The sequence below is a fragment of the Vibrio navarrensis genome (genome assembly GCF_000764325.1).
Taxonomy (GTDB): domain Bacteria; phylum Pseudomonadota; class Gammaproteobacteria; order Enterobacterales; family Vibrionaceae; genus Vibrio; species Vibrio navarrensis.
In genome coordinates this window covers 2,225,052-2,251,589 of the sequence record NZ_JMCG01000001.1, presented here as the reverse complement: position 1 = coordinate 2,251,589, position 26,538 = coordinate 2,225,052, and the positions used below count along the sequence as shown (strand labels likewise).

Here is a 26,538-nt window from a genome sequence, read left to right as displayed (position 1 = left end):
GCTGCACGCGAGTAATGGCTTTATCGTCCAGCGCATTCAGTTTCACGATGTGGGTGATTGGTCTTTAGGGTAATGGGATCTCAATGCCGATAGCGGTCGCTTCACCGCCGCCGATGCACAGTGAAGCGACACCACGCATCACTTTGGGCTGGGTGCGGTCACCATCGACGCCGAGCGCTTGCAACTGGCGCAAACTGTGGATCAGCGTGACCAGAATACGCGCCCCGCTGGCACCGATCGGATGGCCTAAGGCGCACGCTCCGCCTTTGACGTTGACTTTTTCCATCTCCAAGCCAAGTTGTTTGACGGCGATTTGCGTCACCACCGCGAACGCTTCGTTGACCTCCCACAAATCCACTTCGTCACTCGACCAATCGAGTTTAGAGAGCAGTTGCTCGATGGCGTAAACCGGCGCTAAAGTAAATTCGGCTGGTTTTCTTGCATGGGTGCTGTGGCCGCGAAGAATGGCGAGTGGCTCTAAGCCTTGTGAGCGGGCCGATTCTTCATCCATCAAAAGCAGCGCAGCGGCGCCATCAGCAATGGCGCTGGCGTTAGCGGCCGTAACACTGCCGCCTTCGGCAAAGGCGGGTTTGAGCAACGGGATCTTTTCAAGTGTGATCGAACGTGGATGCTCGTCGTAATCCAGCAGCTCGCCATTTTTGCCAAAGGCGAGCGGCGTCATCTCAGCGACAAACAGTTGTTGCTCTTGCGCTTCCCAAGCACGCTTGGCAGAGAGCACCGCCCATTCATCCATCTGCTGACGGGTAAACTGCAGCTTGTCTGCGATTTGCTGCGCATAAACACCCATCAGATGGCCTTCATAGGCATCTTGTAAACCATCATAAAACATGTGATCGAACGTGGTTTGATGGCCCATACGCATGCCGCTGCGCGCATTGCTCAGTAGGTACGGGGCATTGGTCATGCTCTCCATTCCGCCAGCAATGACCGATCGCGCACTGCCCGATTTGATCAGATCGTGTGCCAGCATCACCGCTTTCATGCCAGAACCGCACACTTTGTTGAGCGTAGTCGCGCCCACCGAAAGCGGCAGCCCGGCATTGAGCGCCGCTTGACGGGCAGGCGCTTGTCCGCAGCCTGCGGGCAGCACACAACCCATCAACACTTCATCGACTTTTTCAATTGCTTTGCTGGTGGCGCTCAGCGCTGCTTTGATCGCAAAGCCGCCCAGCTGAGGAGCAGAATACTCTTTGAGTGCGCCTTGGAACCGCCCTTGCGGGGTTCGTTTGGCCGACACTATCCATATGGCTTTTTCGATGTCTCGTTCTCTTGTGACGAAAGTGGTGACCACAAATTGATAGCGATGCGGGTACAACTGAATACGGCGACGGACGGGCAATACCCTGTCTGGTCATTTCAACCCGGCGATTTTCGCCCTGTGGTTTCTTGACGTTTACGTAAGCATAGCACTAACATTTACGTAAACGTAAAGAAACAAAATAACAACAACGATAAATTTTCACCTGAACTGTAACAGGTGATTGACAGTACCGTCGTTCCTCATCGCTGAAAGTCGGACAGCTACAACCAACCGTTGGAGGAGACCAGGTGGAAACTTTTAAGATCAGTGATCTCGCGAAAGAGTTCGAGATTACCACCAGAAGTATTCGCTTTTACGAAGATATGGGATTAATACAGCCAGAGCGCAGAGGCACTGTGCGCGTTTACTCACGCCGGGACAAGATTCGTTTGAAATTGATCTTGCGCGGCAAACGTTTGGGCTTCTCTCTGGCGGAGATTCGCGAATTGTTTGAGCTTTACGATGCTCAACAAGGCGAAACGCAGTTGGTGAAAATGCTCAACATCATCGATGAAAAGAAGGCGCTATTGCAGCGCCAACTTGACGACATCGGCGTGGTGATGGGTGAACTGGAGGCGGCAAAAGAGCGCTGTGAACTGGCGCTCAAAGGCGCTCGCTGACGCATTTTTACCTTTCGTTCCCCTCTCCTGCACCACTCAAAACAGGAGAACACGGAGGTGTTATGAACAGCCAGTATCAGATGCTCAACTTTGGGCTTGGTGAAACATTAGAACTACTGCGTGAGCAGGTCAGCGCATTTGCCAGCGAGCATATCGCGCCGATCGCCGCGCAAATTGATAAGGAAAACCAATTTCCTAATCACCTGTGGCCATTGTTTGGCGAGATGGGTTTGCTGGGCGTCACAGTGGATGAAAGCGATGGCGGCGCGCAAATGGGTTATCTCGCCCACGTGATCGCGATGGAAGAGATCAGCCGCGCCTCGGCCTCGGTTGCTTTGAGTTACGGCGCGCACTCCAATTTGTGCGTCAACCAGCTGTTTCGTAATGGCACAACCGAGCAGCGCAAAAAGTATCTGCCCAAATTGCTTGATGGCTCTTGGGTGGGCGCGCTGGCAATGAGTGAACCCAATGCCGGCTCGGATGTGGTCAGCATGCAGTTGAAAGCGGAGCGCCATGGCGACCATTTTGTGCTCAACGGCAGCAAAATGTGGATCACCAACGGCCCAGACGCCAACGTTGTCATCGTCTACGCCAAAACTGACCCCAGTGCCAAATCCCGTGGCATCACCGCGTTTATTGTCGAGCGTGATTTCCCCGGGTTTCACCATGCGCAAAAGCTCGACAAACTCGGCATGCGCGGCTCCAACACCTGCGAGCTGGTGTTTGAAAACTGCCGCGTTCCGGCTGAGAACGTGCTGGGCGAAATCAACCGCGGCGTTGAAGTGCTGATGAGCGGGCTTGACTATGAACGGGTGGTGCTCGCGGCTGGGCCGCTCGGCATTATGCAAGCCTGTCTCGATCTGGTTTTGCCCTACGTGCACGATCGCAAACAGTTTGGTCAGGCGATTGGCGAGTTTCAGTTGGTCCAAGCCAAAGTCGCCGACATGTACACCCGCTGCAACGCGGCGCGCGCTTATGTCTATACCGTGGCGGCGGCGTGCGATCGCGGAGAAGTGACACGCAAAGATTCCGCAGGCGCTATTTTGTACGCCGCCGAACTCGCCACGCAGATGGCACTGGACGCGATTCAACTGCTCGGAGGCAACGGCTACATCAACGAGTTCCCGGCAGGTCGTTTGCTGCGCGATGCCAAGCTCTACGAAATTGGCGCGGGAACCTCCGAGATCCGCCGTATTCTGATTGGCCGTGAGCTGTTTGCAGAATCGCGCTAAAGAGGCAAGAAACAATGGCAGTCATTACAAGCAAAACCAAACTCGAATCGGATTTGTACCAAGCGAACTTTGCCCGCATGAGCGAACTGGTGGACCAGCTACTCACTCACCGAGAAGCATTGAAACTCGGCGCGGGAGAAAAAGCCATCGAACGCCAGCGGCAAAAAGGCAAGCTTCCGGTCCGCGAACGCGTACAACGCCTACTCGATGCAGACTCAACTTTTCTCGAAATCGGCCAGTTTGCCGCGTGGCAAGTGTACGACGAGGCCATCCCTTGCGCAGGTGTTGTCGCTGGGATTGGCAAAATTCACGGCATCGATTGCATGGTGATCGCCAACGATCCGGCGGTCAAAGGCGGTACTTATTATCCTTTAACCGTGAAAAAGCACCTGCGCGCGCAGCAAATTGCCGAGCGCTGCCAGCTTCCTTGCGTCTATCTGGTCGACTCTGGCGGGGCAAATCTGCCCCATCAGGCGGAAGTGTTTCCTGATCGCGACCATTTTGGCCGCATTTTTTATCATCAGGCGCGCATGTCGGCAAAAGGCATCCCGCAGATAGCCGTGGTGATGGGACTGTGTACCGCAGGCGGCGCGTACATTCCGGCGATGGCGGATGTGGCGATCATCGTCAAACAGCAAGGAACCATTTTTCTCGCGGGCCCGCCGCTGGTGAAAGCCGCGACCGGAGAAATCGTCACTGATGAAGAGCTGGGCGGCGCGGATGTGCACTGTAAAAAGTCTGGCGTGGCCGATTACTATGCACAGGACGATGCGCACGCGCTGGAGCTGGCGCGTCAAGCAATTGCCAGCGCCAATCAGTCCCCTTCTCCGCTGAATCACGATTTCTTGCCGCCACGTTACGATGCCAAAGAGATGTACGGCATCGTTAACGCCGACCTGCGATTGTCATTCGATGTGCGCGAAATCATCGCTCGTTTGGTGGACGATTCAGCGTTTGATGAGTTTAAAGCGCTGTATGGCAGCTCACTGGTGTGCGGTTTTGCCCAACTTCACGGCCATCGCATTGGCATTGTTGCTAACAACGGCATTCTGTTTTCCGAATCGGCGCAAAAGGGGGCGCACTTTATTGAGCTCTGTGCCAAACGCAAGATCCCGTTGCTGTTTTTGCAAAACGTCACTGGATTTATGGTGGGGAAAAAAGTCGAAGCGGAAGGCATTGCCAAGCACGGCGCCAAGCTAGTAATGGCGGTTGCCTGTGCCGATGTACCGAAATTCACCGTGATCATTGGCGGCTCCTACGGCGCGGGCAACTACGGCATGTGTGGGCGAGCGTACGATCCGACCATGATGTGGATGTGGCCGAATGCGCGTATTTCCGTGATGGGCGGCGAACAGGCGGCGGGGGTACTGACGCAGGTGCGGCGCGAAGTCAAAGCACGTCAGCAGGAAACTTGGCCCGATGAGGAAGCCAAAGCGTTTCGCGATTCGATTGTCGAGCTGTACGACACCCAAGGCAGCCCCTACTACGCCAGCGCAAGATTATGGGACGACGGCATTTTGGATCCGGTCGAAACCCGCGATGTACTGGGCCATGCGCTGAGCGTTGCGCTGCGCGCGCCCATCCCTGAAAGTGAGTTTGGTATCTTTCGCATGTAAGCGAGCCATGGAGTTCGACCAAGGAGGCAAAGATGAACGAGCGCCAACACGATGTGCTGTGTAACTTATCCGCTCAAGGCGTGGCAACCCTCACGCTCAACCGAGTCGAGAAACACAACGCTTTCGATGGGGTGATGATCGCCCATTTGCTTGTCGAGCTTGAACGCTTAAGCGCTGATCCGTCGGTGCGCGTATTAGTTCTGCAAGCCAACGGTCAGCATTTTTCTGCAGGTGCCGATCTGTTGTGGATGCGTTCAATGGCTGGGCAGTCAAAAGAGCACAACTATCAAGACGCGTCCGAGCTCGCGCGGCTGATGCAAACGCTTGATAGCTTCCCCCATCCCACCATTGCGCTGGTGCATGGCAGCGCTTTTGGCGGCGCACTCGGGCTCATTTGCTGCTGCGATATCGCCATCGCCACCCAAGATGCACGCTTTTGCCTCAGCGAAGTCAAGCTTGGCCTGATCCCTGCCACCATTGGACCTTATGTATGCCGTACCATCGGCCAGCGTCAAGCAAGACGCTATATGCTGAGTGCGGAAACCCTTGACGCGGCCAATGCGCTGCGTTTGGGGCTGCTGCATCAGGTCGTGGGTTCGCAGCCACATGCGCTACGCGAGGTACTGGATGAGCTGTTGCATCGCTTGCTGCACAATGGACCAAACGCGTTGACTCAGGCCAAACGCTTGTGTCAGCAGTGCGATAACCAGCCCATCACTCCTGAACTGATTGAACACACCATCGCCTTGATAGCCCAGATCCGCGTATCGCCAGAAGGCCAAGAAGGACTTAACGCCTTTTTCAGCAAGCGCGCGCCTGCTTGGGTGCCGAAAGATTGGTCAGTGAAAGACACCCCGTGAGGTAGCCTATGAACCGTTTGTTAGCAAAATCGGTCAAGATTGTCGAAGTCGGCGCACGCGATGGCTTGCAAAATGAAGCTCGCATCAGTACCGAGAGTAAGATCGCGCTGATAGATCAACTGTCTCGCACCGGCCTTAAGCAGATCGAGGCGGGCGCGTTTGTCTCGGCCAAATGGGTACCGCAAATGGCCGACTCGGCACAAGTATTGGCCAAAATTGAACGCCGTACAGGAGTGGTTTATTCGGCGCTGACCCCCAACCTGCAAGGTTTTGAGCAGGCACTCGCCAGCGGCGCTGATCAAGTGGCGATTTTCACTTCCGCATCACAAGGTTTTTGCCAGCGCAACATCAACTGTTCCATTGCTGAAAGCCTCAAACGCTTCGAGCCTTTGATGCAGGCAGCAAAAGCGCATCATATACCGGTGCGAGGCTATCTCTCTTGCGTCGCTGACTGCCCTTATGACGGCGCGACGAAACCCGAGCAAGTCGCCAGTGTGGCCAGCGATCTGCTGGCACTGGGCTGTTATGAGATTTCCCTTGGCGATACCATTGGCACTGGCACGCCGCTGCGCATTGCGCGCATGTTAGACGCGGTAAAAAAAGAAGTCTCTGTGGCACAACTAGCGGTGCATTTTCACGATACGTGGGGACAGGCACTGGCTAACCTGTATCAGGCGCTCACCATGGGCGTTGCCACCATCGACAGCAGTGTGGCAGGCCTTGGCGGCTGCCCGTATGCCAAAGGGGCAGCAGGCAACGTGGCGACCGAAGATGTGCTTTACCTCTGTCAAGGGCTCGGCATCGAGACTGGCGTCGATCTACCCGCGGTTGCCGAAGCAGGTTGGAAAATCTGTCAAGCACTTGGACGCCTTCCGACCTCCAAAGTCGCGTTAGCGTTAGCCAGTCAACGCATAACCCGCCCAAACCTCAGCAATAAGTGACGCCTATCAAACCATCTTCGGCAACTTAAGATAGGCCAGCACGGCTTGGTCTCGAAACTGCAAGTCTTGAGAACGATCTCGATACTCGATGCACATTTGTTCGCTATCTCCCGAGTCCGTAAGCAAAGGGTCAAGCTCGGCATTGGCGTGGCTCAACCATTTTTGCGCAATCGACTGAGGCAACGTCGGCAGCTGTTGCAGTATCTGTTTGGAAGCAGAAAACTGGCTGTTCATCGCTACGGCAATCATGTCGTCGTTAGCGGCAGCGAGCCAACTGGCACCACTCTCTTTACTGACACACACTAAAGGAAAGAAGGGAGCCAACGCCGGAAAGAGAGTGTTCTTATACACATCAACCTGCCAGTATTTCTCTGCTACTTCGATAAATTTCTCAAACGAGCGGATGGGATGAAAATCGGCCTCACTGAGGCGCACAATCTCGACGCGAGGCTTGTTAGGGTTGACGGTATCGTTGGAAACATCAATGTACCACTCCCCGAGCACCATGGCATTTTGAAAGTACTCATCCCGCAGAGAGCCCCACACAGGCACTAACTTCTCGCCATTGTTCAACGCCTCACGCAGTGGCTGCAATACCTCATCGTGCTTGGTCTGCAAGTGCACTAAAAGCATCTGATAGACCAGATCGCGGATCTCTTTGCAACGCCCAAGCGGATAGGGTTTGCCCGCAAAGTGGGTGTATTTCGGCAAGAGGGTTAAATCGGCTTCAATTCTAATCTTGGCTAAGGCACTGCAAATTAGGGGAATTTGTTCGGCTTGCAACTGCATATTGATTTCCTTATCTCTCAAAAGCATATCGTTAGGCTTTATCCTAAAGCATCCGGGCCTATAAAGGTCATATTGATGCCCTTTGCCTATCAAACTGTGACAACCATTGGCTTTTTCCTATAGAAAGAGCCTATCAATAGAATAGCCACAAGCGATTTTCCAAAACAGCGTGCGGATGGGAATATACATCCCGAAGACAAAACATTCCAAACCAATAACTTAAAGGAAACTCGGACTATGATTAATACTAAAATCAAACCATTTAGCGCAACCGCATTCAAACAAGGTGAGTTCGTTGAGATCACTGAACAAGACGTTCTGGGCAAATGGGCAGTATTTTTCTTCTATCCAGCGGACTTCACTTTCGTATGTCCAACTGAACTTGGCGACCTTGCGGATCACTACGCAGAGCTTCAATCACGTGGCGTAGAAGTGTACTCAGTATCGACTGACACCCACTTCACTCACAAAGCATGGCACGACAGCTCTGAGACTATCGGCAAAATCAACTACTACATGGTAGGCGACCAAACTGGCAACATCACTAACAACTTCGGTGTGATGCGTGAAGGCCAAGGTCTGGCAGACCGTGCAACCTTCCTGATTGACCCACAAGGCGTGATTCAGGCAATGGAAATCACCGCAGAAGGTATCGGCCGTGACGCAGAAGACCTGATGCGTAAAGTGAAAGCAGCTCAGTACGTTGCTTCTCACCCGGGCGAAGTATGTCCAGCGAAATGGAAAGAAGGCGAGCAGACTCTAGCTCCTTCACTAGACCTCGTTGGCAAAATCTAACTAAGCCTGACCAGTAATCTTCTGATTAAGACAATCTTTTGATTACTAATGAGTTCGAGAGCGAACTGGGTATTTGACCTGACGACCTAAATGTCCGGTTCGCTCTCCCCCTTTTATCCAGAGTGACCACTCTCATAATTAATAAAAAAGGTATTTCGTATGCTAGACCAAGCGATCAAGCAACAACTCTCACAGTATCTAACCAACTTAAAAGAACAAGTCCGTTTAGTGGTCAGCCTAGATGAAAGCAAAGGCTCACAAGACATTTTGGCGCTGGCCAATGAAATCGCTGAACTTAGCCCACTTATCAGCGTAGAACGTGACGATGCCGCGAGCGAGCGCAAGCCCGTGATGACAGTGACCAACCCAACCAAAGGTACACATCTGCGTTTTGCGGGTGTGCCAATGGGCCACGAGTTTACCTCTCTGGTTCTAGCGCTGCTGCACTCTGGCGGTCACCCAATCAAACTGGAGCAAGATACCATTGAGCAAATCGCCAAACTCGGCAAAAAACTTGACGTCGAAGTGTTCATTTCTCTGTCTTGCCAAAACTGTCCTGACGTGGTGCAAGCGTTCAACATGATGGCAGCGATCAACCCGGACATTCGCGCAACTATGATTGACGGCGCGCTGTTCCAGGACGAAGTGAAAAATCGCGACATCATGGCCGTGCCAAGTGTGTTCATTAACGGTGAACTGTTTGGACAAGGCCGTATGACGCTGACTGAAATCCTCAACAAGCTGGATGACGGCGCGGCAGAAAAAGCAGCCGCCAGCCTCAACGAAAAAGACACGTACGATGTACTGGTTGTCGGCGGTGGTCCTGCAGGTGCAGCAGCAGCAATTTACGCCGCGCGTAAAGGCATTCGTACCGGTATCGTGGCGCAGCGTTTAGGTGGTCAGGTAATGGACACCATGGCGATCGAAAACTTCATCTCGGTGAAACACACGGAAGGTCCAAAGCTGGCGGCGAACTTGGGAGAACACCTGAAAGAGTACGGTGTAGACATCATCACAGAGCAACAAGCTGAGAAGCTGATGGGCGCTGAGTTCACGGCGGATGGCAAAATCCACGTCAGCCTGCAAAGCGGCGCGACACTGAAAAGTAACAGCGTCATCTTAAGCCCCGGCGCTCGCTGGCGTGAAATGAACGTTCCGGGTGAACAAGAATACCGTAACAAAGGCGTGGCGTACTGCCCGCACTGTGACGGCCCACTGTTCAAAGGTAAGAAAACTGCGGTTATCGGTGGTGGTAACTCAGGTATCGAAGCGGCGATTGACCTAGCGGGTATCGTCGAACACGTGACCGTACTGGAATTTGCTGACGTACTGCGCGCTGACCAAGTGCTGATCAACAAAGCGAATTCAATGCCAAACATCGACATCATTACCATGGCTCAAACCATCGAAGTGCTCGGTGATGGTACTCGTGTGACTGGCTTGAAATACAAAGACCGCCACACCGATGAAATTAAGCAGCTTGAACTGTCTGGTATCTTTGTGCAAATCGGCTTGGTGCCTAACACCGAATGGCTGAAAGATTCCGCGGTTGAACTCTCTGCCCGTGGCGAGATTGAAATCGGCAGCCGCGGTGAAACGAGCATGGATGGTGTGTTTGCTGCGGGGGATGCAACCACAGTCCCTTACAAACAGATCATCATTGCGATGGGTGAAGGTGCGAAAGCAAGTTTAGGCGCGTTTGACTACCTCATCCGTAAACAAAGCTAAATCGTTCTTTATTGAACACAGTCCTTTATGACCAAAAGGTGTCGAACGCTCGACACCTTTTTTATTTCTTTCAATAGTTTGCCTTTTGACGCTTATTGCATCACAGCGCGCTGGTGAGATTTCGGCAAGCCAAACGAAATGGCTGTGGTGAGCACTAAAAACGCCAGTGAAACCCATAAGCACGCCGCCATACCCCAGCTTTGAAACACCCAGCCAGAGAGTATGGTGCCAATCAAGCGCCCCATTGCGTTCGCCATGTAGTAAAAGCCCACATCCAGCGACACGCCGTCATCTTTGGCGTAGCTGACAATCAAGTAAGAGTGCAGCGCCGAGTTAATCGCAAACACCGCGCCAAACACCATCAAACCGACGACGATCACCAATTGCGGATGCCAGCTGCTCTGTACGCCCAAAGCCACGGCGAAGGTGACCAGTGATAGCAGCGCCGCCCAGCCAATGACAGAGTGTCCATCTGGCGCTTTGCCCGCCCCTTTTACACCTGTAATGCGCGGCGCGATGCCTTGAATGACGCCATAGCCAATCACCCATAACGCAAGAAAGCCACCGACTGCACTGTGATCCCAACCAAACACACTGCCAAGATAAATCGGCAAGGCAATGACAAACCACACGTCGCGAGCGCCAAACAGAAAGAGCCTTGCCGCAGAGAGAATATTGACGCTAGAGGATTTGGAGAAAATCTCGGAAAATTTTGGCTTATTTTTCGCTTTGCCCATCTCCGCTTTGAGGCTCAGCACGCTGCCGATAAACACCAGCGTCAATACGCTTGCCATCGCTAGCACTGCGTATTGAAAGCCAATCAGCGAGAGCAAAGCGCCGCCCAAGAAAAAGCCGCCGCCCTTGAGCGCATTTTTCGAGCCTGTCAGGATCGCAATCCACTTATACAAAGCCCCTTGGGCATTCTCTGGCACAAACGTCTTGATTGCACTTTTGGCGCTCATTTTGTTGAGATCTTTGGCGATCCCAGACAGCGCCTGCGCCGCCATGACCCAAGGAATGGTCAGCCACGCCGAAGGCACCGCGAGCATCAACAACGCGACTATTTGCAGCGCAAGTCCAATGTTCATGGTGCGATTGAGCCCGAGCCTAGCCCCTAACCAGCCGCCAACCAAGTTGGTCACCACGCCGAAAAATTCATAAAAAAGGAACAACGAGGCAATGGCCAGTGAGGAGTAACCGAGGTCGTAAAAATAGAGCACCACCAGCATGCGCAGTGCACCATCGGTGACGGTGAAATTCCAGTAGTTGAATGTCACCAACATGTATTGGCGAACATGATGATTTAACTGAGAAAACATGTTTTTCACTCTGAGAAAAAGAGCGGCCAATGCCGCTCATTCATTATGCTTTGGCGACGCTTGCGATGTACTCAACCTGCACCGCTTTGGTAAAGGCCCCCGGTCTGAGCGCCTGCACTTTGCTGATGATCGTTTCTAAGGGCCATCCTTGCTCTAGCAGCAGATGTGCGGCCAAAAGCCCGGTTCGCCCCGAACCACCCATGCAGTGCAAGGCCACTTTTTCGCCCTTTTTCAGCGCGCCATGCAGCTGCGGAGCGATACTTTGCCATTGCTGCTCAAACTCTGCTTCCGGCGCACAATCGTCCTCGATCGACGCGTGAAACCACTGCATGCCCGCTTGCTCTGCTTCACAAGGCAAAGCCTCAACGCCTTTTTCCGCCATTTCGTGCTGGTTAATCGCCGTGACAATGGTCGTCACGCCTTGTGCTTTGAGCTGAGAAAGGGAGTCCGCCAGCGAGGTCCCTTTGGTTCCCGGGCAAGGCGTTAAAATCAGCGCAGCTCCGCCTTCCAGCGGCAGTTCCCATGTTGGATGTGTCATTTCTGCTCTCTTTACACCAAACCGACTTTACGCACGAGCTCCGCAGTGCGAGTGGCGTAGCCCATTTCATTGTCGTACCACGCGTAGATTTTCACCATGCGCTTACCGACAACCATGGTCGATAACGCATCAACGATGGTTGAACGCTGGTCACCACGATAGTCAATCGAAACCAAAGGACGCTCTTCAAAACCCAAAATGCCCTGAAGTTCGTTTTGTGACGCTGCTTTAAGTAGTGCGTTGACCTCTTCAGCGGTGGTGTCACGTTTCACATCAAAAATGATGTCGGTCAGCGACGCATTCGCCAGCGGCACACGTACCGCGTGACCATTAATTTTGCCTTTTAGATCAGGAAAAATTTCCACAATCGCGGTCGCCGAACCCGTGGTGGTTGGGATCAGGCTCATACCACAGGCGCGAGCACGGCGCAGATCTTTGTGCGGCGCGTCCAAAATGGTTTGTGTGTTGGTTAAATCATGAATGGTGGTAAAAGAAGACTGCTCGATGCCCAAGCTTTCGTGAATCACCTTCACCACTGGCGCGATGCAGTTGGTGGTGCATGATGCTGCGGTGACAATGCGGTGCTTGTCTGGGTCGAAAATATGGTCGTTTACACCGACCACGATATTGGCGATACCCTCCTCTTTCACCGGAGCCGAAACCACCACTCGTTTCACGCCTTGCGCTAAATATTGGTTGAGGAATTCGCTCTTACGATGTTTGCCTGTCGCTTCAATCACAACATCACAGCCAGACCAATCGACCGCTTCAATCAATTTTTGCTGCGAGGTCTTGATCACTTTGCCATTAATGACGATCTGTTCACCTTCATGACTTACCGCATGGTGCCAGCGGCCCTGTACTGAATCAAACTCCAGCAGATGCGCTAAGGTTGCGGCGTCCCCCGCGACATCGTTGATCTGCACAAACTCAACTTCTGGCCAGTCAAACGCCGCGCGCAATGCCAAACGACCGATACGACCAAATCCATTAATTCCGACTTTTATAGACATGCTTTTTTCCTTAATTAAACACAGCACTGCGGGCGATCAACCATCGCCTTCAGTCGCTCAATATCTTGCTGGTATTCTTGCTTTAAGCACTTGGATTCCACCAAGCCTTGAATTTGCTTTCTCATCCAACCGGGCAGATCTTCCGCTAAACGGTAAAATACCCACTGCCCTTGGCGAATATCGGTCACAATGCCACTTGAACGCAGCAGTGCTAAGTGACGCGACACTTTGGGCTGACTTTCGCCGAGCGCTTGAGTCAGCTCAGCGACACACACTCGCTGCTCACGAGCGATCATCAGCAAGCAGCGCACGCGCGTTTCATCGGCCAACAGTTTAAAGAATTGATGAGGCAACATAATTATCTCCATATATGGATATGCGTATATATTATTTTTTATCGTCACTGGGTCAATAGCGATTGGCAATCGTCATAAATAATTCATATCCCAAGTTCGTTCGTGTGTTTAAAAACCGTCTTAACCTCAAACACTTGCTCAATCTTTGTGCTGGTGATCGCTTTTAAGGCACAACAAGATTCATATACTTGTTTTATCTTTACTTTTAACTACAAACAGCAACACAGGAAAATGGATGATGAGCAATAACAAGAGCTACTCAAAACTGTCGGTCGCACTGCACTGGATAATTGCTTTGGCGTTTATCACAGTGTTTGCCGTTGGCGCGTATATGTCTGACTTACCTCGTGGGCCGGAAAAAGGCGAAATTGTGGCGTTACACAAATCCTTTGGCGTGCTGGTGCTGATGTTGGCAATCGCTCGCATCGTGTGGCGCATCAAAGAAGGCGCGATTTCCCCTGTCGCACCGATGCCCGCATGGCAAGAGAAAGCCGCAAAAGCCATTCACGGTTTACTACTATTAGCCACTTTAGCCATGCCTGTTTCTGGTGTGGTGATGAATATTGGGGCAGGACGGGCGCTGGAGGTATTTGGTTTCACCTTAGTGGCCGCCAGTGAAAAAACGCCATGGATGCAGGAAGTTGGCTCAGCCATTCACCACACCGCGCCGCCGATTATCATCGCGATACTGCTGGTGCACATACTGGCGGTATTAAAACATCAATGGGTGGATAAAGACGCGACCATGGCTCGCATGCTTGGCCGAGGCTAACACCAAATACCTTCCTCAAGCGAGCTATCGGGCTCGCTTTTCTTTTGACTGATTTCAACGTCAACCGATACTTTGCACCGTGGAAAGTTAATGCTCATAACTTGGACTCACTTCACACAAACCAGCCAAAGCGATCGATTACATATTAACCCCATCAATATGGTGATGGTTTTATATACAAAAATTACTTTTATAAAAACATCAAGCGAGAAAGTCATGCTGAAAAAAACCTTACTGGCGGCAACCGTCAGCGTACTGAGCGCCTGTGGTGGTGACTCGGGCGGATCTGCCGATACACCCGCCACACCGCAAAACCGCCCACCGTCAGTTGAACTGGGCCAAGATATCGCCACCGAACCTTTACAACCGATCGAATTACTGGCTCAACACAGTGATCCTGATGGCGATGTACTGACATTCCAATGGCAACAAATTGCAGGCCCTGCTCTCAACCTTCAAGGCATCGATAGTGAACAACTTACCTTTGAGACACCTCAAGTGGTGGTTGATACCCGTTATGCCTTCCGATTAACCGTCACCGACCCGAAAGGACAACAAGCGACCGACACCGTTGCCGTCACGGTCAAATATCAACCCGATAACAGTCAAAACCAAGCGCCCGTTCTTTATCTCGAAAAACCTTTTGCGGTGCAAGAAGACACCCAAGAAGTACGCTTACACGCCAGTGCTACCGATAGCGATGGCAGCATCGCCAGTATCTATTGGCAGCAACTGAGCGGATCAACAGTCACACTTTCAGATCCAACCTCATTTAACCCCACCTTTACAGTTCCCGACGTCGATGAAGACGATCTCATTCAGTTTGATGTCAAAGTGACCGACAATCTTGGCGCCAGCGCCAAATCTGGTCAGGTGATTACGGTGCACGCCAACAACGGCAACCAAAGACCCGTCGTTTCACTTGGTGACAACCAAACGGTGCAAGAAGGTACCCTGTTGACAGTAACGGCCAACGCGAGTGACAGCGACGGTACAATCACAGAGTACAGTTGGGCGCAATTGTCAGGGCCAGAGGCAAGCCTGAGCAACGAAGATAGCGCTGAAGCTCAACTGACTGTCCCTGCGTATCAGCCCGGGGCCGCCAATAAAATCCGCATCTCAGTGCAGGTGGTCGACGATCAACACGGGCGCAGTGTGAGTTCGGTTGATCTCACCATTGTGCCCAAAGATGGCAGCTTCTCTTCGATCCGCTATCGTGACCCAGAAATGAAACGCTGCGTCGAAGACCTGCGAGATTTTCATCACTGGAGCGCAGTCACCGACGTGGTGACTCTTGAGTGCCCTATCAGGTATGAAATCAGTACCACAATGGATCTCGCCGCTTTTCCGAATCTGCGTAATATGATCATCCGCTCACCGAAACTCAGCGATTTCAATGCCAACTACACCCCTGATATTGAGCAGCTTACCCTGTATCTCAGTGCGTTGAGTCATGTCGACCTGAAACCACTGGCCGACTTACAAAGCTTGAGAATAGAAAGACTCGCACAGTTGCAAAGCCTTGATCTGTCTTACAGCAGCGCACTGACTGATTTAGATATTCGTGAATCAAAACTACCTGCGCTCGACTTGACCGCCACAACCGCATTGGAAGCAGTCGAGATTCGTTCCACGGAATTAGCCGCGCTGCAATTGGCTGACATGCCTTCTTTGCAGCGTTTAGTCTTGACGCAGAACCAGTTGTCTGAACTCAATTTGACTAAAATGCCTGCTCTGATTGCGTTGGCCGTCAATGGTAACCAGCTTACTGCACTCGATCTGTCAGAGCTCACCGCGCTGACCACCTTCTCCGCATCCGATAACCAACTCACTGCCCTTACTTTTGCTGAGGGGATTCCGCTGAAAATGCTCATCTTGGATAAAAACCCAATCAGCACGTTAAATCTGCGTCCTTTTGTAGAGCTGGAACAACTACGGGCCAGTGACACCAAGCTGAAAGCGCTCGATTTCAGCCACAACGAGAAACTGACAACCTTGCTAGTGGAAAAGGTGCCAAGTTTGACTCAGCTTACTGGCGATGTAACGCAGTTGCACAGTTTGGATATCAGTTACAGCGGCGTGACCAGTGTGGATTTTGCCGCGCTAAACAATCTAGAAATACTTGGAGCATCCGGCATGAGCCTTCAGCATTTTGATGCCAGGAAGCACCCTAAGTTGCAACAACTGATGTTGGCAGACAACCAATTGTCGACGCTGGATATCTCCGCTAATCCTGATCTGGTAGTGCTTGATGTACAAGGGAACCAGCTCAAAATGCTGGATCTGACTCACAACCCCGAAACCTTTGAGCTGACCGCAAACGACAACCAACTAGAAAACGTGATATTGCCAGAAGGCAGCCGACTCAGTTACCTCTCTTTAGCTAATAATCAGTTGAAGAGTGTGGATGTGGTTAAGGCGATTAACGTGTTTGACGTGGAACTAAACAATAATCCCTTGAGCAGCCTAGATATTGGCGAGCTACTTCAACTGCGAGCGCTGGATGTCTCCAACACGCCGATCAGCGATTTTGAGTTGGCAGTATTATCAAGCGGCTTCTGGTGCTTGGTGGCCGAAAATCATCAGTTCAGCACCGCGATGCAAGATAAGGTGGCAGAGTTTGCTGCGCAATCTGGACATCTATTTTCCACTCTGCCCCGCGGCGATCTAAACGTGGCCAATTTTTGCCATCAGCAGTCACAGTAAACGCGCTTTACGGCTGAAACACATTGACCATGCGCGATCAAATAAGGGAGGCTTGCGATAGGCAAGCCTCCCTTATTTTACCAGCACAATCTGGATGAACGTTGTGACTAGGCGGCTTATGCCACCTGTTCGGTTTTGATTGGCGCGGCCATTTGCGTTTCAAAAAACGTCTCATGCAGGGCACAGATCGCTTTGCGATACTCTTTGTCACTCACCACAAACTGCACATTGACATTGCGCATGGACGAGTGCAGTGCCGCTGGCGTCACGCCGTTATTCATTAAGCAGCTCACCCCTTTGGCCAGCGTTTTATTGGTATCCATTTGCGAACCTATGGCGGAAATTAACGCCACCATACGCCCTTTTGTCGACGCTTTGGGATAGCGTTTTTCTGCTTTGTACAGCACTTGGTTAAGATTCTCTGCACTGCCACCCAGATAATAGGTGATTGAGTTAGCGTTCATCTCTTTCCCAATCAAACTCACTCGTGCCTCGGAGATGATTTCCATCAACTCATAGCTGACATTATCCACCTGACCGACCATGGTTTGATCAAAAAGATGCAGAGCAAATACCTTCTCTTTGCCTGCAATGATCTCCACTTTCTCCGTTTGTGGTACGTAGCCTGCCGAGATTAGCGTGCCCGGATGTTCAGGTTCAAAAGTGTTTTTGATTTGCAGCTCAATGCCACTTTCACGCAGACCCGCCGCCGCATTGGGGTGGATCGCTTCCATCCCCAAATTCGCCAACTGATCGGCGACATCATAGTTGGTGTGGCCAATGGGTAACACTTTGCCCGGACCAACCACACGCGGATCGGCGGAGCTCAAATGGTACTCTTTGTGAATCACCGCCAGATCAGCATTGGTGAGTGAGGCAATACGGCTAAAAGTCATCTCGCTGTAACCGCGATCATAGGTGCTCATCAACCCTTCTTTGCAGTACGCGTAGCCCGTGACGATCGGCAGCTCTTGTGTCAGGTCGATGCTGGCAAACGCCGTGTTGATCGTCTCATCCAAAGATTTGGGTTCTTCGGTATTCCAGCCAGAGAGATCGACAAAACGCGCGTTGATGCCGACGCTTTTTAACTTGAGCGCGGTATTAAACGCGCTGTGCGCTTCACCAATTGAGGCGAGAAACTCGCGAATTTGCGGTAAATAGTGGCGCAAAGAAAACTGCCCATACTGACAGGTTTCCAAAATATTGGTAATGCAGTTACGCGCTTCAGCGATGCGCGAACGGATAAATTTATCAGCACGCAGTCGATTCATCGGATCGGCAAAGATGTTTTCATTCATCAGCAGCATGCGCTGCTCCACTTCACACAGCGACTCCTGCCACTCGTCGTTGCGCTTGGCAATGTGTTGGTAAACGCCCGGTTTGGCGGTTTTTTTGCCTTCGAGGAGCGCGTCAGTCATACCGCCGTAAGCCGAAACGACAAACACACGATGATAAGGATTGGCGGGGCGCAGGATGATGTTGTCTAACACAGCGTCAAACGCTGTCATTGAAGTACCGCCGATTTTTTCTACGGTATAAATCATGAGGATTCCTTGGTTAGTTACTAACGTGGGGAGAGGGAGAAGAAGTGGAACAGCAAGGCGCTCCACTTCAAGGTTGAATCAGTCAACCAGCGGGTAGACGCCGTGCTCGTCGTGCACCTCTGCGCCAGTGATTGGCGGATTAAACACACACGCCATCACCATCTCTTTGTCTTTATAGGCGCGCAGGAAATGTTCGTCATGCTGATCGAGGATGTACAAGGTGCCGGGTTTGATTGGGTAGGTCTCGCCACCCACCACTTCGATCTCACCTTCGCCGCTGATGCAGTACACCGATTCAAGGTGGTTTTTGTAGTGGATATGGGTTTCGCTATCTTGATAAATCGTGGTGATATGGAACGAAAAACCCATATTGTCGTCTTTAAGTAGCATGCGCACACTTTCCCAGTTTTGCGCGACCACACGACGTTCGCTGTTTTGGCACTCTTCTAGCGTTCTTACAATCATTGTTCTTCCTTAGTTAACCGACGTTTTTAAAATGGCTGGCTGCGACGGATTCGACCGCCTGTTCGAAGATCTCTAGCCCTTGCTTGAGCTCGCTTTCGGTGATGGTCAGAGGCGAGAAAAACTTCACCACTTCATCATTTGGCCCAGCGGTTTCAATCACCATTTTTTTCTCAAAGCAGCTGGCAGCAATGGCTCTGGCAACTTCACCGTTTTGGCACTCAATACCACTCATCATGCCTCGCCCTTTTTGGCGTACGAACAGTTCTGGAAAGCGCTGCACCGCCCTAGTGACAACGTCACTCACTTGCTGCGCACATTGCTGAATGTGACGGCTAAAGTCATCATTCGACCAGTAGATTTCCAGCGCGCTGGTCGCGGTGACGAAAGCGTGGTTATTACCGCGAAACGTGCCGTTGTGTTCACCGGGTTTCCAAACATCAAGCTCTGGTTTGAGCAGCACCACCGCCATCGGCAAACCATAACCGCTGAGCGATTTCGACAGCGTCACCATATCTGGCACGATGCCCGCTGGTTCAAAGCTGAAAAACGTGCCTGTGCGACCACAACCTGCTTGAATGTCATCGACAATCAACAAAATATCGTGGCGCTTACAGAGCGCACTAAGGCGTTTAAGCCAAGAGGTCGACGCGGCATTTAAGCCCCCTTCCCCCTGCACGGTTTCTAACAGCACTGCCGCTGGTTTATCCATACCCGCAGAGTTGTCACCGAGCATGGTTTCAAACAGCGCCAGCCCGTCGACACCCGCATAGCCTTCAAACGGAATACGAGTGATGTTAGGCAAAGTCATGCCCGCGCCTTGGCGATGGTGCTGGTTACCTGTCGCCGCCAGCGCTCCTGCGCTACAGCCGTGAAAACCGTTGGTGAAAGCCACCACATTGCTTCTGCCTTTCACTTTACGCGCCAGTTTTAGCGCCGCTTCCACCGCGTTGGTCCCTGTTGGACCTGTAAATTGCATTTTGTAGTTAAGCGATCTAGGTTGCAGAATTAAGCGTTGGAAGGTGTCCAAAAAGGTGGCTTTGGCACTGGAGTGCATATCCAACCCGTGGGTTAAACCGTCCATTTCAATGTATTCGAGTAGCGCTTGTTTTAGGACAGGGTTGTTGTGGCCGTAGTTGAGAGATCCTGCACCGGCAAGGAAATCTAAGTAGCGCTCTCCATTTTCCGTTTCCAGCCAACACCCTTTAGCTTTGTGAAAGACCACCGGAAAGTGGTTTGAATATGAACGAACGTTGGATTCTTGCTGAGTAAAAATATCCATGTTGAGACCGTTTTTGATTCCTATTTATTGAGGAGTGTCTAGCGGAATACGATAGAGGTATTCCGTATCGTGTTTGCCTTTGAAATGGGCGTCTTCATCGAGAAAAGTAGTCACTTTGCCTCGTTTGCCGTGCTGCTCATCCAGCTTTTCAAACAGCGCCCAAGAGGCTTGATTTTGTTCGGTAATGGTGGTTTCGACCGCTCGAACGTTTTTAAGCTGCTGACGATTGAGTAGCTTGTCGAGCATGCGAAATGCCAAGCCCTTACCGCGATAGCGAGGCGCCACCGCAACTTGCCAAACGAACAATACGTCAGGCTCTTCCGGTTTCTGATAGCCGGAGATAAAACCCGCGACATCGCCTTTGTGTTCGGCAACGATGCAGGTTTGGCGAAAGTGGGTCGATTGCAGAAAATTGCAGTAGGATGAGTTCATATCCAGTGGCGGACAATCGGCGATCAAACTGTAGATCGCATCGCCATCGGTCACTTTCGGTTGTCTAAAGGTCCATTTATTGGCTGAGTGTTGTGCAATTTCAGGGTACATCACCCAGGGAGCAGAAGTAATCATATGCAGATACATTTCCATCGAGCTCTAATTAAAATTCCTATTTATTATGGCCATTATCGGCGGCTAAAAAGCAAATAAATGGCCTTTTCATCGCCAAAAACGTGATAATTATCACACAAAACAACCCATAAACGCAAATTAAATAATTAGAACACAAAACTTTAATCTAACAACAAAACGCTCATTAAGAGATGAGGGAAGATTCTCTAAGTGTCTTGATTACTCAGAAAAATCCTTTACACCTTAACGTTAAATACCTCATTGTGTGACTTTGATCACACTTGGCGGGATGGTTGTCAGTTTTTAAAATAATTCGTACTCTAAATTTATTATCCTAATCAGAAGGGGCCTCTCTCAGAAAACAATCAAGACAAAACAATTGGATATCGATATGCGAATTTTACTCACTCTGATCGCGTTGATGAGCTTGCTCGTGCCAGCCATCGCAGAAGAGCAAAGCTATTCACAAAGCGAATTGCTCGACCGACCACTGATGGAAAGGTACATACTGGATGAACTCAAAGCGCTGCGCCAAGACCAGCAGGATTTGGAAAGACGCCTAACGGTACAGATCACCGATCGCGAGCTGTCGGTGGCGGATAAATCACTCAACTATGCCAACGTCACAGTCACCTACTTTTTCTACATCATCGCCGGGGGTTGCGTCGCTGATCGCTTTTGTCGGTTGGCAATCGCTGCGTGAGTTCAAGCACAACACCAAAGAGATGGCCGACAAGCGTTTGGAAACCATTGCAGAAAAATACGAGAAGAAGTTCATCGCGCTTGAACGAGATTTGAAGCGTAAAACTCGCATCATCAGCGAAAACAACCGAGAAATTGAGATCATCAACGAGATCCACAACTTGTGGCTGCGCGCACAAAGCATGCCTACCGCAGAGCAAAGAATCGATGTGTACGATGAAATTCTTGCCATTCGCCCGGGCGATTTGGAAGCGTTAACTTATAAAGCCGACGCTGCGATGGAGATCAGAGAATACAACTGGGCACTGAGCCTGTGTAATCGCGTGCTGGAAATGGACAACACCAACGGCCCTGCGCTCTACCAACGTGCTTGTGCCTATTCGCGATTGGGAGTGGAGGAGCAAGCGATTGAAGATCTGCAACGTGCGATTGACGCCAGCCCTTCCATCCGCGATTTGATCAACAATGAGCCCGATTTGGAAAGCTTGCAGGGCAATCCGCATTTTGACCGTCTGTTGAGTCGCAATAGTGAGAGAATGACGCAAGAAGGTAATTTGGAATAAAGCAATGGGCGCAGCGAAACACGCTGCGCCCCTGTAAAAGCAGAAAGTTTAGATCGAGAGCGGCAACAGCTCCATGCCTAACACACCGCTGATGCTCATCACCACCAGCAGCGAAATTTTAAACACCGAGCGCGCCCAGCTTTCGTAATTCTGCTGCGTCACAGGTTTAAACGTAACAAGCAGCCAATAGCCGCTCACCAACGACGCCACGGCCAAGTACTCATACCCCGCACTGCCAAGAGCAAACAAGGCGAACGCCACAACGGCAAACGCCACCACATACGCTTTCATGTGGCGCTGCGCTTTTTCAATCCCGTCAATCACAGGCAATACCGGAATGCCCGCTTGGCGATAGTCGTTTAAACGGAACATGGCGATAGCGTAGGAGTGCGGCATTTGCCACAGGCAGAACAAGACAAACAGCAGTACGGCTTCAATATCAATGTAGTTGGTCACGGCTAAATAGCCGACCAGCGGCGGCACGGCACCAGAGATGCTGCCCACCAGCGTGCCGTACACTGAGGTGCGTTTGTAGATCATGGTGTAGAAAAAGACGTAAAACACGTAGCCAAGCAGCACAATCACCGTCGAGAGAGGATTGACCAAGGTATACAAGGTGGCGGTCCCCGCCAGCAGCATCACCAAAGCGTAGACAAACGCGTGGTCGCTGTTGACTTTACCCAGCACTAAGTCGCGTTTCGCAGTACGCGCCATTTTGACATCGATATCGCGATCAAAAATATTGTTGATCACACAGCCAGAGGCAATCACCAGCGCCACGCCAAGTAAGGTTGGCCCCATCAGATCCCAGTTCGCCCCTTCCGTTTTTGCAGCGAGGAAAAACCCCGCTGCAACGGAAATCAGATTACCGAAAATGATGCCTGGCTTAGTAATAGACAGGTAGCTTTTCAGCATCTCACACCTTTAACATCATGTTTTGATGCAAGTGCCACATGATCCACAGAGAGCCCGCGACCAGAATGAGCACCACAATGGCACTGAACACTAAGGAGACCATGTTCCAGCGACCATCTTCACTTTTCACTTCCATATGTAGGAAGTAGGCAAAGTGAACGACGATCTGCACCACAGCGCAGCCAAGCAGCACAGCGTAGGTTACCGCTTGTGGCAGGCTTTGTGACCACGCAAAATAGAAAGGGATCACGGTTAGAACCAGTGCAAACACAAACCCTTTCACGTAATCACGCGCACCTGTCTCTGCATGTTGATTGCTCATTACATTACTCCTAACAGGTAAACGATAGTGAAGACACAGATCCAGACGATGTCGAGGAAGTGCCAGAACAAGCTCAAGCATTGGAAGCGCGTTTCCATCATGGCGTTGAGACCTTTAGTGCTCAGTTGGTGGTAACACACCGCCAGCCAGATCAAACCAAAGCTCACGTGCAGACCATGCGTGCCCACCAGCGTGAAGAAAGCAGAGAGGAACGCGCTACGCTGCGGACCAAATCCTTCTTCAATCAGGTGATGGAACTCGTAGATCTCCATGGCAATAAAGCCCAAGCCGAGCAAGAAAGTGATGGTGAGCCAACGCTTCATCGTCGTCACATCGCGACGTTTCATCGCGATCATGCCAAAACCAAAGGTGATACTGCTCAGCAGCAGTAACATGGTTTCGGTGAAGACGAACGGCAATTCAAAAATATCTTTGCCGATCGGCCCGCCCGCGTTGGCAGAAACCAACACGGCGTAAGTGGCAAACAGAGTGGCAAATAGAATGCAGTCACTCATCAGGTAGATCCAGAAACCGAATAGCTTGTTGCCACCGGTATCGTGGTGATCGTGAGCGTGAGCATCAGCGTGCATAGGTCACCTCCATCTCATCTTTCTTCTCTGACGCGTTGTGAGCCTGCTTCGCTTGTGCCCATTTTGCACGTCGCTCAGCTTCAATCGCTTTGATTTCGTCCACTTGCACGTAGTAATCCACGTCGTCGTTGTAGCTGTGTCTGATACAGGTGATCACAATACCGACCAAGCTTGCCGCCGCCAGCCACCAGATGTACCAGATCATCGCAAAGCCAAAGGCCATTGCCCACGCGGAAACATACATCCCCGTTGGGGTATTTTTCGGCATGTGGATTGGCTCATACTCGACCTCGTTCATTGGATCAAACTCACCACGCTGCTTCTGATACCAGAAAGCATCAATCTCGTCGCCTTTCGGCAAAATGGCGAAGTTATAGAATGGCGGTGGAGAAGAGGTTGACCACTCCAGCGTACGTGCATCCCACGGGTCGCCAGTCAGGTCAAGGTTCTGCTTACGATCGCGAATGCTGACAAAAATCTGCACGAACTGGCACAAAACGCCCAGCGCGATCACCGCCGTACCTGCTGCGGCAATCGCCAACAGAGGGAAGAACTCAGGGTTAAGATCTTGGCTGATACGACGCGTCATGCCCATAAAGCCAAGCGCATACAGCGGCAAGAAGGCCATACAGAAGCCGATAATCCAGCAGTAGAATGCACGCTTGCCCCACGCTTCGTTGAGCGTGAAACCAGTCGCTTTCGGGAACCAGTACGTTATCGCAGCGAAACAGCCAAACACCACCCCGCCGATGATCACGTTATGGAAATGAGCAATCAAAAATACCGAGTTGTGCAGCACGAAATCGGCGCCCGGTACAGACATCAACACGCCAGTCATACCACCAATGGTAAAGGTGATCAAAAAGCCCACGGTCCAAAGCATTGGCGTGGTGAACTTGATGCGGCCTTTGTACATGGTGAACAGCCAGTTGAAGATTTTCACCCCAGTCGGGATGGAAATGATCATGGTCGCGATACCAAAGAAGGCGTTCACGTTTGCACCAGAGCCCATGGTGAAGAAGTGATGCAACCAAACCACGAAAGCCAGCACAGTAATCACAATCGTTGCCCACACCAAAGAGGTGTAACCAAACAGTTTCTTACGCGCAAATGTCGCGGTCACTTCCGAGAACACACCGAATACTGGCAGCACAAGGATGTACACTTCTGGGTGGCCCCAAGCCCAAATCAGGTTGACATACATCATCATGTTGCCGCCCATGTCATTGGTGAAGAAGTGCATGCCGAGGTAGCGATCCAGCGTCAGCAGCGCGATCGTCACGGTCAGGATTGGGAACGAAATGATGATCAAAATGTTAGAGCAGAGAGAAGCCCAAGTGAACACAGGCATCTTCATCATCGGCATGGATGGCGCACGCATCCGCAAAATGGTGACAAAGAAGTTCACCCCAGAGAGCGTCGTTCCCACACCGGAAATTTGCAGCGCCCAAATCCAGTAGTCGACCCCGACGCCCGGGCTGGCATCAATACCAGACAGCGGCGGATACGCCAGCCAACCCGTACGGCCAAACTCACCGAGACCAAGCGACAAGTTCGTCAGCACCACACCGACCATGAACAACCAAAAGCTCAAGTTGTTCAGGTATGGGAAGGCAACGTCACGAGCACCGATCTGCAGCGGAACAATGATGTTCATCAGACCAATCACCAGCGGCATGGCAACAAAGAAAATCATAATCACACCGTGTGCGGTGAAGATTTGATCGTAGTGGTGCTGCGGTAAGTAGCCCGCCTCGCCTGCCGAGGAAAGCAGTTGTTGGCTACGCATCATTACCGCATCGGCAAAACCACGTAGTAGCATCACCATCGCAACGGCAATGTACATAAAGCCCAGTTTTTTGTGGTCTACCGAGGTAAACCATTCATTCCATAAATATTGCCATTTGCCTGCTTTGGTGACTAAAGCCACCACTGCAAGACCCGCAAGGGCAACCACGGCCAACGTAATCATGATGATAGGTTCATGATACGGAATCGATTCAAGCGTTAATCTACCAAACATGGGTTATCCTTCATCTTCGACCAGACAAGCCGCATCAAAGCTCGCGTTCATTGAGCCCGGATACTGAGTCACCACGTTGGCGAACAGTTCAGGGACGACGGTGGAGAAGTACTTCACTGGTGCATCAATGGTTGGCTGCGCCAACGCCTTGTATGCAGGCAGGTCAGGCAATTGATCAGGGCTTGATTTCACTTGGTTAACCCAAGCATCAAAGCTCGCCTGATCGGCCGTTGCGGTCGCGGTAAACTTCATGTGCGAGAACCCTTCACCGCTGTAGCTCGCGGCAACACCATCAAAATCGCCATCATGATTGGCAATCAAGTGCAGGCGCGTCACCATGCCTGGCATCGCGTAAATCTGGCTGCCCAAACTTGGAATGAAGAAGGAGTTCATGATGTTGTCTGAGGTGAGCTTAAACTCGATAGGCACATCTTTAGGAAAAACAACATGATTGGTGGTCGCGATATGCTGCTCTGGGTAGATGAACAGCCACTGCCAATCCAAGGAGACCACTTGGATGGTCATCGGTTTGACATCGCTGACCAGCGGTTTTGAGGGCTCCAGTTCATGGGTAGAACGCCAAGTGATGGTGGCAAGCACCGCGATGATGATGATAGGAATCGTCCATACCACCACCTCAATTTTGGTCGAGTGAGACCATTCAGGTGCGTACTCTTCTTCCGTATTCGCTGCGCGGTATTTGAAGGAGAAGTAGATAGTCATCAGGATCACGGGGATCACCACAATGAGCATCAACAATAGAGCTGTAATGATCAACTCTTTTTCCTGAACACCAATAGCGCCTTTCGGATTGAGCAAAGCATAATCGCATCCACAGAGCATGAGCGCGGCAATAGCAAGCCCAGCCCTCGACAAGATGCGTATATATCTTGAGGCTTTCATTTACTTTCTCGATGTCTTGATGACCTTGATTGGCCAAGCTTGTACGTTACAAGCTGGGT

At 51.4% G+C, this 26,538-nt stretch carries 24 protein-coding genes and 1 pseudogene; 10 read left to right on the top strand and 15 right to left on the bottom strand.

From position 1 onward, the window contains the following. Positions 1 to 64: 64 nt before the first annotated feature. On the bottom strand, positions 65 to 1,279 hold the full coding sequence (locus EA26_RS10015; RefSeq protein WP_039428977.1) for a thiolase family protein: 1,215 nt from the start codon (positions 1,277 to 1,279) through the stop codon (positions 65 to 67). Positions 1,280 to 1,569: 290 nt separating this feature from the next. On the opposite strand from EA26_RS10015, the gene EA26_RS10010 reads away from it, so the two are divergent. From EA26_RS10010 to EA26_RS09990, 5 genes are all read left to right on the top strand, one after another. Further along, positions 1,570 to 1,941, top strand: a complete 372-nt coding sequence (locus EA26_RS10010) for a MerR family transcriptional regulator (protein ID WP_039427209.1) — start codon at positions 1,570 to 1,572, stop codon at positions 1,939 to 1,941. 62 nt (positions 1,942 to 2,003) lie between these two features. Next, positions 2,004 to 3,173 (top strand): isovaleryl-CoA dehydrogenase, encoded by a 1,170-nt coding sequence (locus EA26_RS10005; protein WP_039427207.1) that lies wholly within the window; start codon positions 2,004 to 2,006, stop codon positions 3,171 to 3,173. A gap of 14 nt (positions 3,174 to 3,187) precedes the next feature. Next, positions 3,188 to 4,789, top strand: coding sequence for a carboxyl transferase domain-containing protein (locus tag EA26_RS10000; RefSeq protein WP_039427206.1), 1,602 nt, complete (start codon positions 3,188 to 3,190; stop codon positions 4,787 to 4,789). Positions 4,790 to 4,821: 32 nt separating this feature from the next. Then, positions 4,822 to 5,649, top strand: coding sequence for an enoyl-CoA hydratase-related protein (locus tag EA26_RS09995; protein ID WP_039427205.1), 828 nt, complete (start codon positions 4,822 to 4,824; stop codon positions 5,647 to 5,649). A gap of 8 nt (positions 5,650 to 5,657) precedes the next feature. Next, positions 5,658 to 6,590: a hydroxymethylglutaryl-CoA lyase gene (locus EA26_RS09990; RefSeq protein WP_039427203.1), complete on the top strand. Its 933-nt coding sequence runs from the start codon at positions 5,658 to 5,660 to the stop codon at positions 6,588 to 6,590. A 6-nt stretch (positions 6,591 to 6,596) separates the two neighbouring features. Here the strand turns inward: EA26_RS09990 and EA26_RS09985 are convergent, their stop codons facing one another. Then, entirely contained in the window at positions 6,597 to 7,379 is a 783-nt protein-coding gene (locus tag EA26_RS09985) for a hypothetical protein (protein WP_039427201.1), read from the bottom strand. Positions 7,380 to 7,616: 237 nt separating this feature from the next. On the opposite strand from EA26_RS09985, the gene ahpC reads away from it, so the two are divergent. Together ahpC and ahpF are read left to right on the top strand one after the other, a co-directional pair. Continuing rightward, positions 7,617 to 8,174: an alkyl hydroperoxide reductase subunit C gene (gene ahpC / locus EA26_RS09980; protein WP_039427200.1), complete on the top strand. Its 558-nt coding sequence runs from the start codon at positions 7,617 to 7,619 to the stop codon at positions 8,172 to 8,174. A 159-nt stretch (positions 8,175 to 8,333) separates the two neighbouring features. Further along, positions 8,334 to 9,902, top strand: a complete 1,569-nt coding sequence (gene ahpF / locus EA26_RS09975) for an alkyl hydroperoxide reductase subunit F (protein WP_039427199.1) — start codon at positions 8,334 to 8,336, stop codon at positions 9,900 to 9,902. Between the two features lie 92 nt (positions 9,903 to 9,994). Here the strand turns inward: ahpF and arsJ are convergent, their stop codons facing one another. Genes arsJ through EA26_RS09955 form a run of 4 tightly spaced genes read right to left on the bottom strand, consistent with a single transcriptional unit; the run spans position 9,995 to position 13,128 of the window. After that, positions 9,995 to 11,221 (bottom strand): organoarsenical effux MFS transporter ArsJ, encoded by a 1,227-nt coding sequence (arsJ, locus tag EA26_RS09970; RefSeq protein WP_039428975.1) that lies wholly within the window; start codon positions 11,219 to 11,221, stop codon positions 9,995 to 9,997. 43 nt (positions 11,222 to 11,264) lie between these two features. Further along, on the bottom strand, positions 11,265 to 11,759 hold the full coding sequence (locus EA26_RS09965; protein WP_039427198.1) for a cyclin-dependent kinase inhibitor 3 family protein: 495 nt from the start codon (positions 11,757 to 11,759) through the stop codon (positions 11,265 to 11,267). Positions 11,760 to 11,770: 11 nt separating this feature from the next. Next, positions 11,771 to 12,772 carry an ArsJ-associated glyceraldehyde-3-phosphate dehydrogenase gene (locus EA26_RS09960; protein WP_039427196.1) on the bottom strand — a complete coding sequence of 334 codons (1,002 nt, stop codon included), beginning with the start codon at positions 12,770 to 12,772 and terminating at the stop codon, positions 11,771 to 11,773. 14 nt (positions 12,773 to 12,786) lie between these two features. After that, positions 12,787 to 13,128: a metalloregulator ArsR/SmtB family transcription factor gene (locus EA26_RS09955; protein ID WP_039427195.1), complete on the bottom strand. Its 342-nt coding sequence runs from the start codon at positions 13,126 to 13,128 to the stop codon at positions 12,787 to 12,789. 238 nt (positions 13,129 to 13,366) lie between these two features. Here EA26_RS09955 and EA26_RS09950 point away from each other — a divergent pair, with 238 nt between their 5' ends. Together EA26_RS09950 and EA26_RS09945 are read left to right on the top strand one after the other, a co-directional pair. Then, positions 13,367 to 13,900 (top strand): cytochrome b, encoded by a 534-nt coding sequence (locus EA26_RS09950; protein ID WP_039428973.1) that lies wholly within the window; start codon positions 13,367 to 13,369, stop codon positions 13,898 to 13,900. 216 nt (positions 13,901 to 14,116) lie between these two features. Then, positions 14,117 to 16,606 (top strand): leucine-rich repeat domain-containing protein, encoded by a 2,490-nt coding sequence (locus EA26_RS09945; protein WP_152593673.1) that lies wholly within the window; start codon positions 14,117 to 14,119, stop codon positions 16,604 to 16,606. Positions 16,607 to 16,722: 116 nt separating this feature from the next. On the opposite strand, the gene EA26_RS09940 is transcribed toward EA26_RS09945, so the two are convergent. The 4 genes from EA26_RS09940 to ectA form a co-directional block, all read right to left on the bottom strand. Further along, positions 16,723 to 18,150, bottom strand: coding sequence for an aspartate kinase (locus tag EA26_RS09940; RefSeq protein WP_039427194.1), 1,428 nt, complete (start codon positions 18,148 to 18,150; stop codon positions 16,723 to 16,725). A 78-nt stretch (positions 18,151 to 18,228) separates the two neighbouring features. Next, on the bottom strand, positions 18,229 to 18,615 hold the full coding sequence (locus EA26_RS09935) for an ectoine synthase (RefSeq protein WP_039427192.1): 387 nt from the start codon (positions 18,613 to 18,615) through the stop codon (positions 18,229 to 18,231). Between the two features lie 13 nt (positions 18,616 to 18,628). Then, the gene (gene ectB / locus EA26_RS09930) at positions 18,629 to 19,894 is read right to left on the bottom strand and encodes a diaminobutyrate--2-oxoglutarate transaminase (protein WP_039427191.1); all 1,266 of its coding nucleotides are present in this window, start codon (positions 19,892 to 19,894) and stop codon (positions 18,629 to 18,631) included. 24 nt (positions 19,895 to 19,918) lie between these two features. Then, positions 19,919 to 20,461 carry a diaminobutyrate acetyltransferase gene (gene ectA / locus EA26_RS09925; RefSeq protein ID WP_081946421.1) on the bottom strand — a complete coding sequence of 181 codons (543 nt, stop codon included), beginning with the start codon at positions 20,459 to 20,461 and terminating at the stop codon, positions 19,919 to 19,921. 421 nt (positions 20,462 to 20,882) lie between these two features. Here ectA and EA26_RS09920 point away from each other — a divergent pair. After that, positions 20,883 to 21,726, top strand: a pseudogene (locus tag EA26_RS09920) (tetratricopeptide repeat protein). A 48-nt stretch (positions 21,727 to 21,774) separates the two neighbouring features. Here EA26_RS09920 and cyoE read toward each other — a convergent pair. From cyoE to cyoA, 5 genes are read right to left on the bottom strand one after another with little or no spacing between them, the layout of a single operon-like run. Further along, on the bottom strand, positions 21,775 to 22,641 hold the full coding sequence (cyoE, locus tag EA26_RS09915; RefSeq protein WP_039427190.1) for a heme o synthase: 867 nt from the start codon (positions 22,639 to 22,641) through the stop codon (positions 21,775 to 21,777). A gap of 1 nt (position 22,642) precedes the next feature. Continuing rightward, complete coding sequence (cyoD, locus tag EA26_RS09910) at positions 22,643 to 22,963, bottom strand: cytochrome o ubiquinol oxidase subunit IV (protein ID WP_039427189.1); 321 nt, start codon at positions 22,961 to 22,963, stop codon at positions 22,643 to 22,645. Next, the gene (gene cyoC / locus EA26_RS09905) at positions 22,963 to 23,553 is read right to left on the bottom strand and encodes a cytochrome o ubiquinol oxidase subunit III (protein WP_039427187.1); all 591 of its coding nucleotides are present in this window, start codon (positions 23,551 to 23,553) and stop codon (positions 22,963 to 22,965) included. Before cyoC ends, cyoD begins: the two co-directional genes overlap by 1 nt. After that, positions 23,543 to 25,576: a cytochrome o ubiquinol oxidase subunit I gene (gene cyoB, locus EA26_RS09900; RefSeq protein ID WP_039427185.1), complete on the bottom strand. Its 2,034-nt coding sequence runs from the start codon at positions 25,574 to 25,576 to the stop codon at positions 23,543 to 23,545. The genes cyoC and cyoB overlap by 11 nt, the downstream gene beginning before the upstream one ends. Before the next feature lie 3 nt (positions 25,577 to 25,579). Next, positions 25,580 to 26,479: a ubiquinol oxidase subunit II gene (cyoA, locus tag EA26_RS09895; protein WP_081947062.1), complete on the bottom strand. Its 900-nt coding sequence runs from the start codon at positions 26,477 to 26,479 to the stop codon at positions 25,580 to 25,582. Positions 26,480 to 26,538 lie beyond the last annotated feature (59 nt).

Excerpts from the sequence above, each read along its gene's own strand:
- EA26_RS10005 (WP_039427207.1), top strand. The coding sequence starts at position 2,004 with ATGAACAGCCAGTATCAGATGCTCAACTTTGGGCTTGGTGAAACATTA.
- EA26_RS10000 (WP_039427206.1), top strand. The coding sequence starts at position 3,188 with ATGGCAGTCATTACAAGCAAAACCAAACTCGAATCGGATTTGTACCAA.
- EA26_RS09995 (WP_039427205.1), top strand. The coding sequence starts at position 4,822 with ATGAACGAGCGCCAACACGATGTGCTGTGTAACTTATCCGCTCAAGGC.
- EA26_RS09990 (WP_039427203.1), top strand. The coding sequence starts at position 5,658 with ATGAACCGTTTGTTAGCAAAATCGGTCAAGATTGTCGAAGTCGGCGCA.
- EA26_RS09985 (WP_039427201.1), bottom strand. The coding sequence starts at position 7,379 with ATGCAGTTGCAAGCCGAACAAATTCCCCTAATTTGCAGTGCCTTAGCC.
- ahpC (WP_039427200.1), top strand. The coding sequence starts at position 7,617 with ATGATTAATACTAAAATCAAACCATTTAGCGCAACCGCATTCAAACAA.
- ahpF (WP_039427199.1), top strand. The coding sequence starts at position 8,334 with ATGCTAGACCAAGCGATCAAGCAACAACTCTCACAGTATCTAACCAAC.
- arsJ (WP_039428975.1), bottom strand. The coding sequence starts at position 11,221 with ATGTTTTCTCAGTTAAATCATCATGTTCGCCAATACATGTTGGTGACA.
- EA26_RS09965 (WP_039427198.1), bottom strand. The coding sequence starts at position 11,759 with ATGACACATCCAACATGGGAACTGCCGCTGGAAGGCGGAGCTGCGCTG.
- EA26_RS09960 (WP_039427196.1), bottom strand. The coding sequence starts at position 12,772 with ATGTCTATAAAAGTCGGAATTAATGGATTTGGTCGTATCGGTCGTTTG.
- EA26_RS09955 (WP_039427195.1), bottom strand. The coding sequence starts at position 13,128 with ATGTTGCCTCATCAATTCTTTAAACTGTTGGCCGATGAAACGCGCGTG.
- EA26_RS09950 (WP_039428973.1), top strand. The coding sequence starts at position 13,367 with ATGAGCAATAACAAGAGCTACTCAAAACTGTCGGTCGCACTGCACTGG.
- EA26_RS09945 (WP_152593673.1), top strand. The coding sequence starts at position 14,117 with ATGCTGAAAAAAACCTTACTGGCGGCAACCGTCAGCGTACTGAGCGCC.
- EA26_RS09940 (WP_039427194.1), bottom strand. The coding sequence starts at position 18,150 with ATGATTTATACCGTAGAAAAAATCGGCGGTACTTCAATGACAGCGTTT.
- EA26_RS09935 (WP_039427192.1), bottom strand. The coding sequence starts at position 18,615 with ATGATTGTAAGAACGCTAGAAGAGTGCCAAAACAGCGAACGTCGTGTG.
- ectB (WP_039427191.1), bottom strand. The coding sequence starts at position 19,894 with ATGGATATTTTTACTCAGCAAGAATCCAACGTTCGTTCATATTCAAAC.
- ectA (WP_081946421.1), bottom strand. The coding sequence starts at position 20,461 with ATGATTACTTCTGCTCCCTGGGTGATGTACCCTGAAATTGCACAACAC.
- cyoE (WP_039427190.1), bottom strand. The coding sequence starts at position 22,641 with ATGCTGAAAAGCTACCTGTCTATTACTAAGCCAGGCATCATTTTCGGT.
- cyoD (WP_039427189.1), bottom strand. The coding sequence starts at position 22,963 with ATGAGCAATCAACATGCAGAGACAGGTGCGCGTGATTACGTGAAAGGG.
- cyoC (WP_039427187.1), bottom strand. The coding sequence starts at position 23,553 with ATGCACGCTGATGCTCACGCTCACGATCACCACGATACCGGTGGCAAC.
- cyoB (WP_039427185.1), bottom strand. The coding sequence starts at position 25,576 with ATGTTTGGTAGATTAACGCTTGAATCGATTCCGTATCATGAACCTATC.
- cyoA (WP_081947062.1), bottom strand. The coding sequence starts at position 26,479 with ATGAAAGCCTCAAGATATATACGCATCTTGTCGAGGGCTGGGCTTGCT.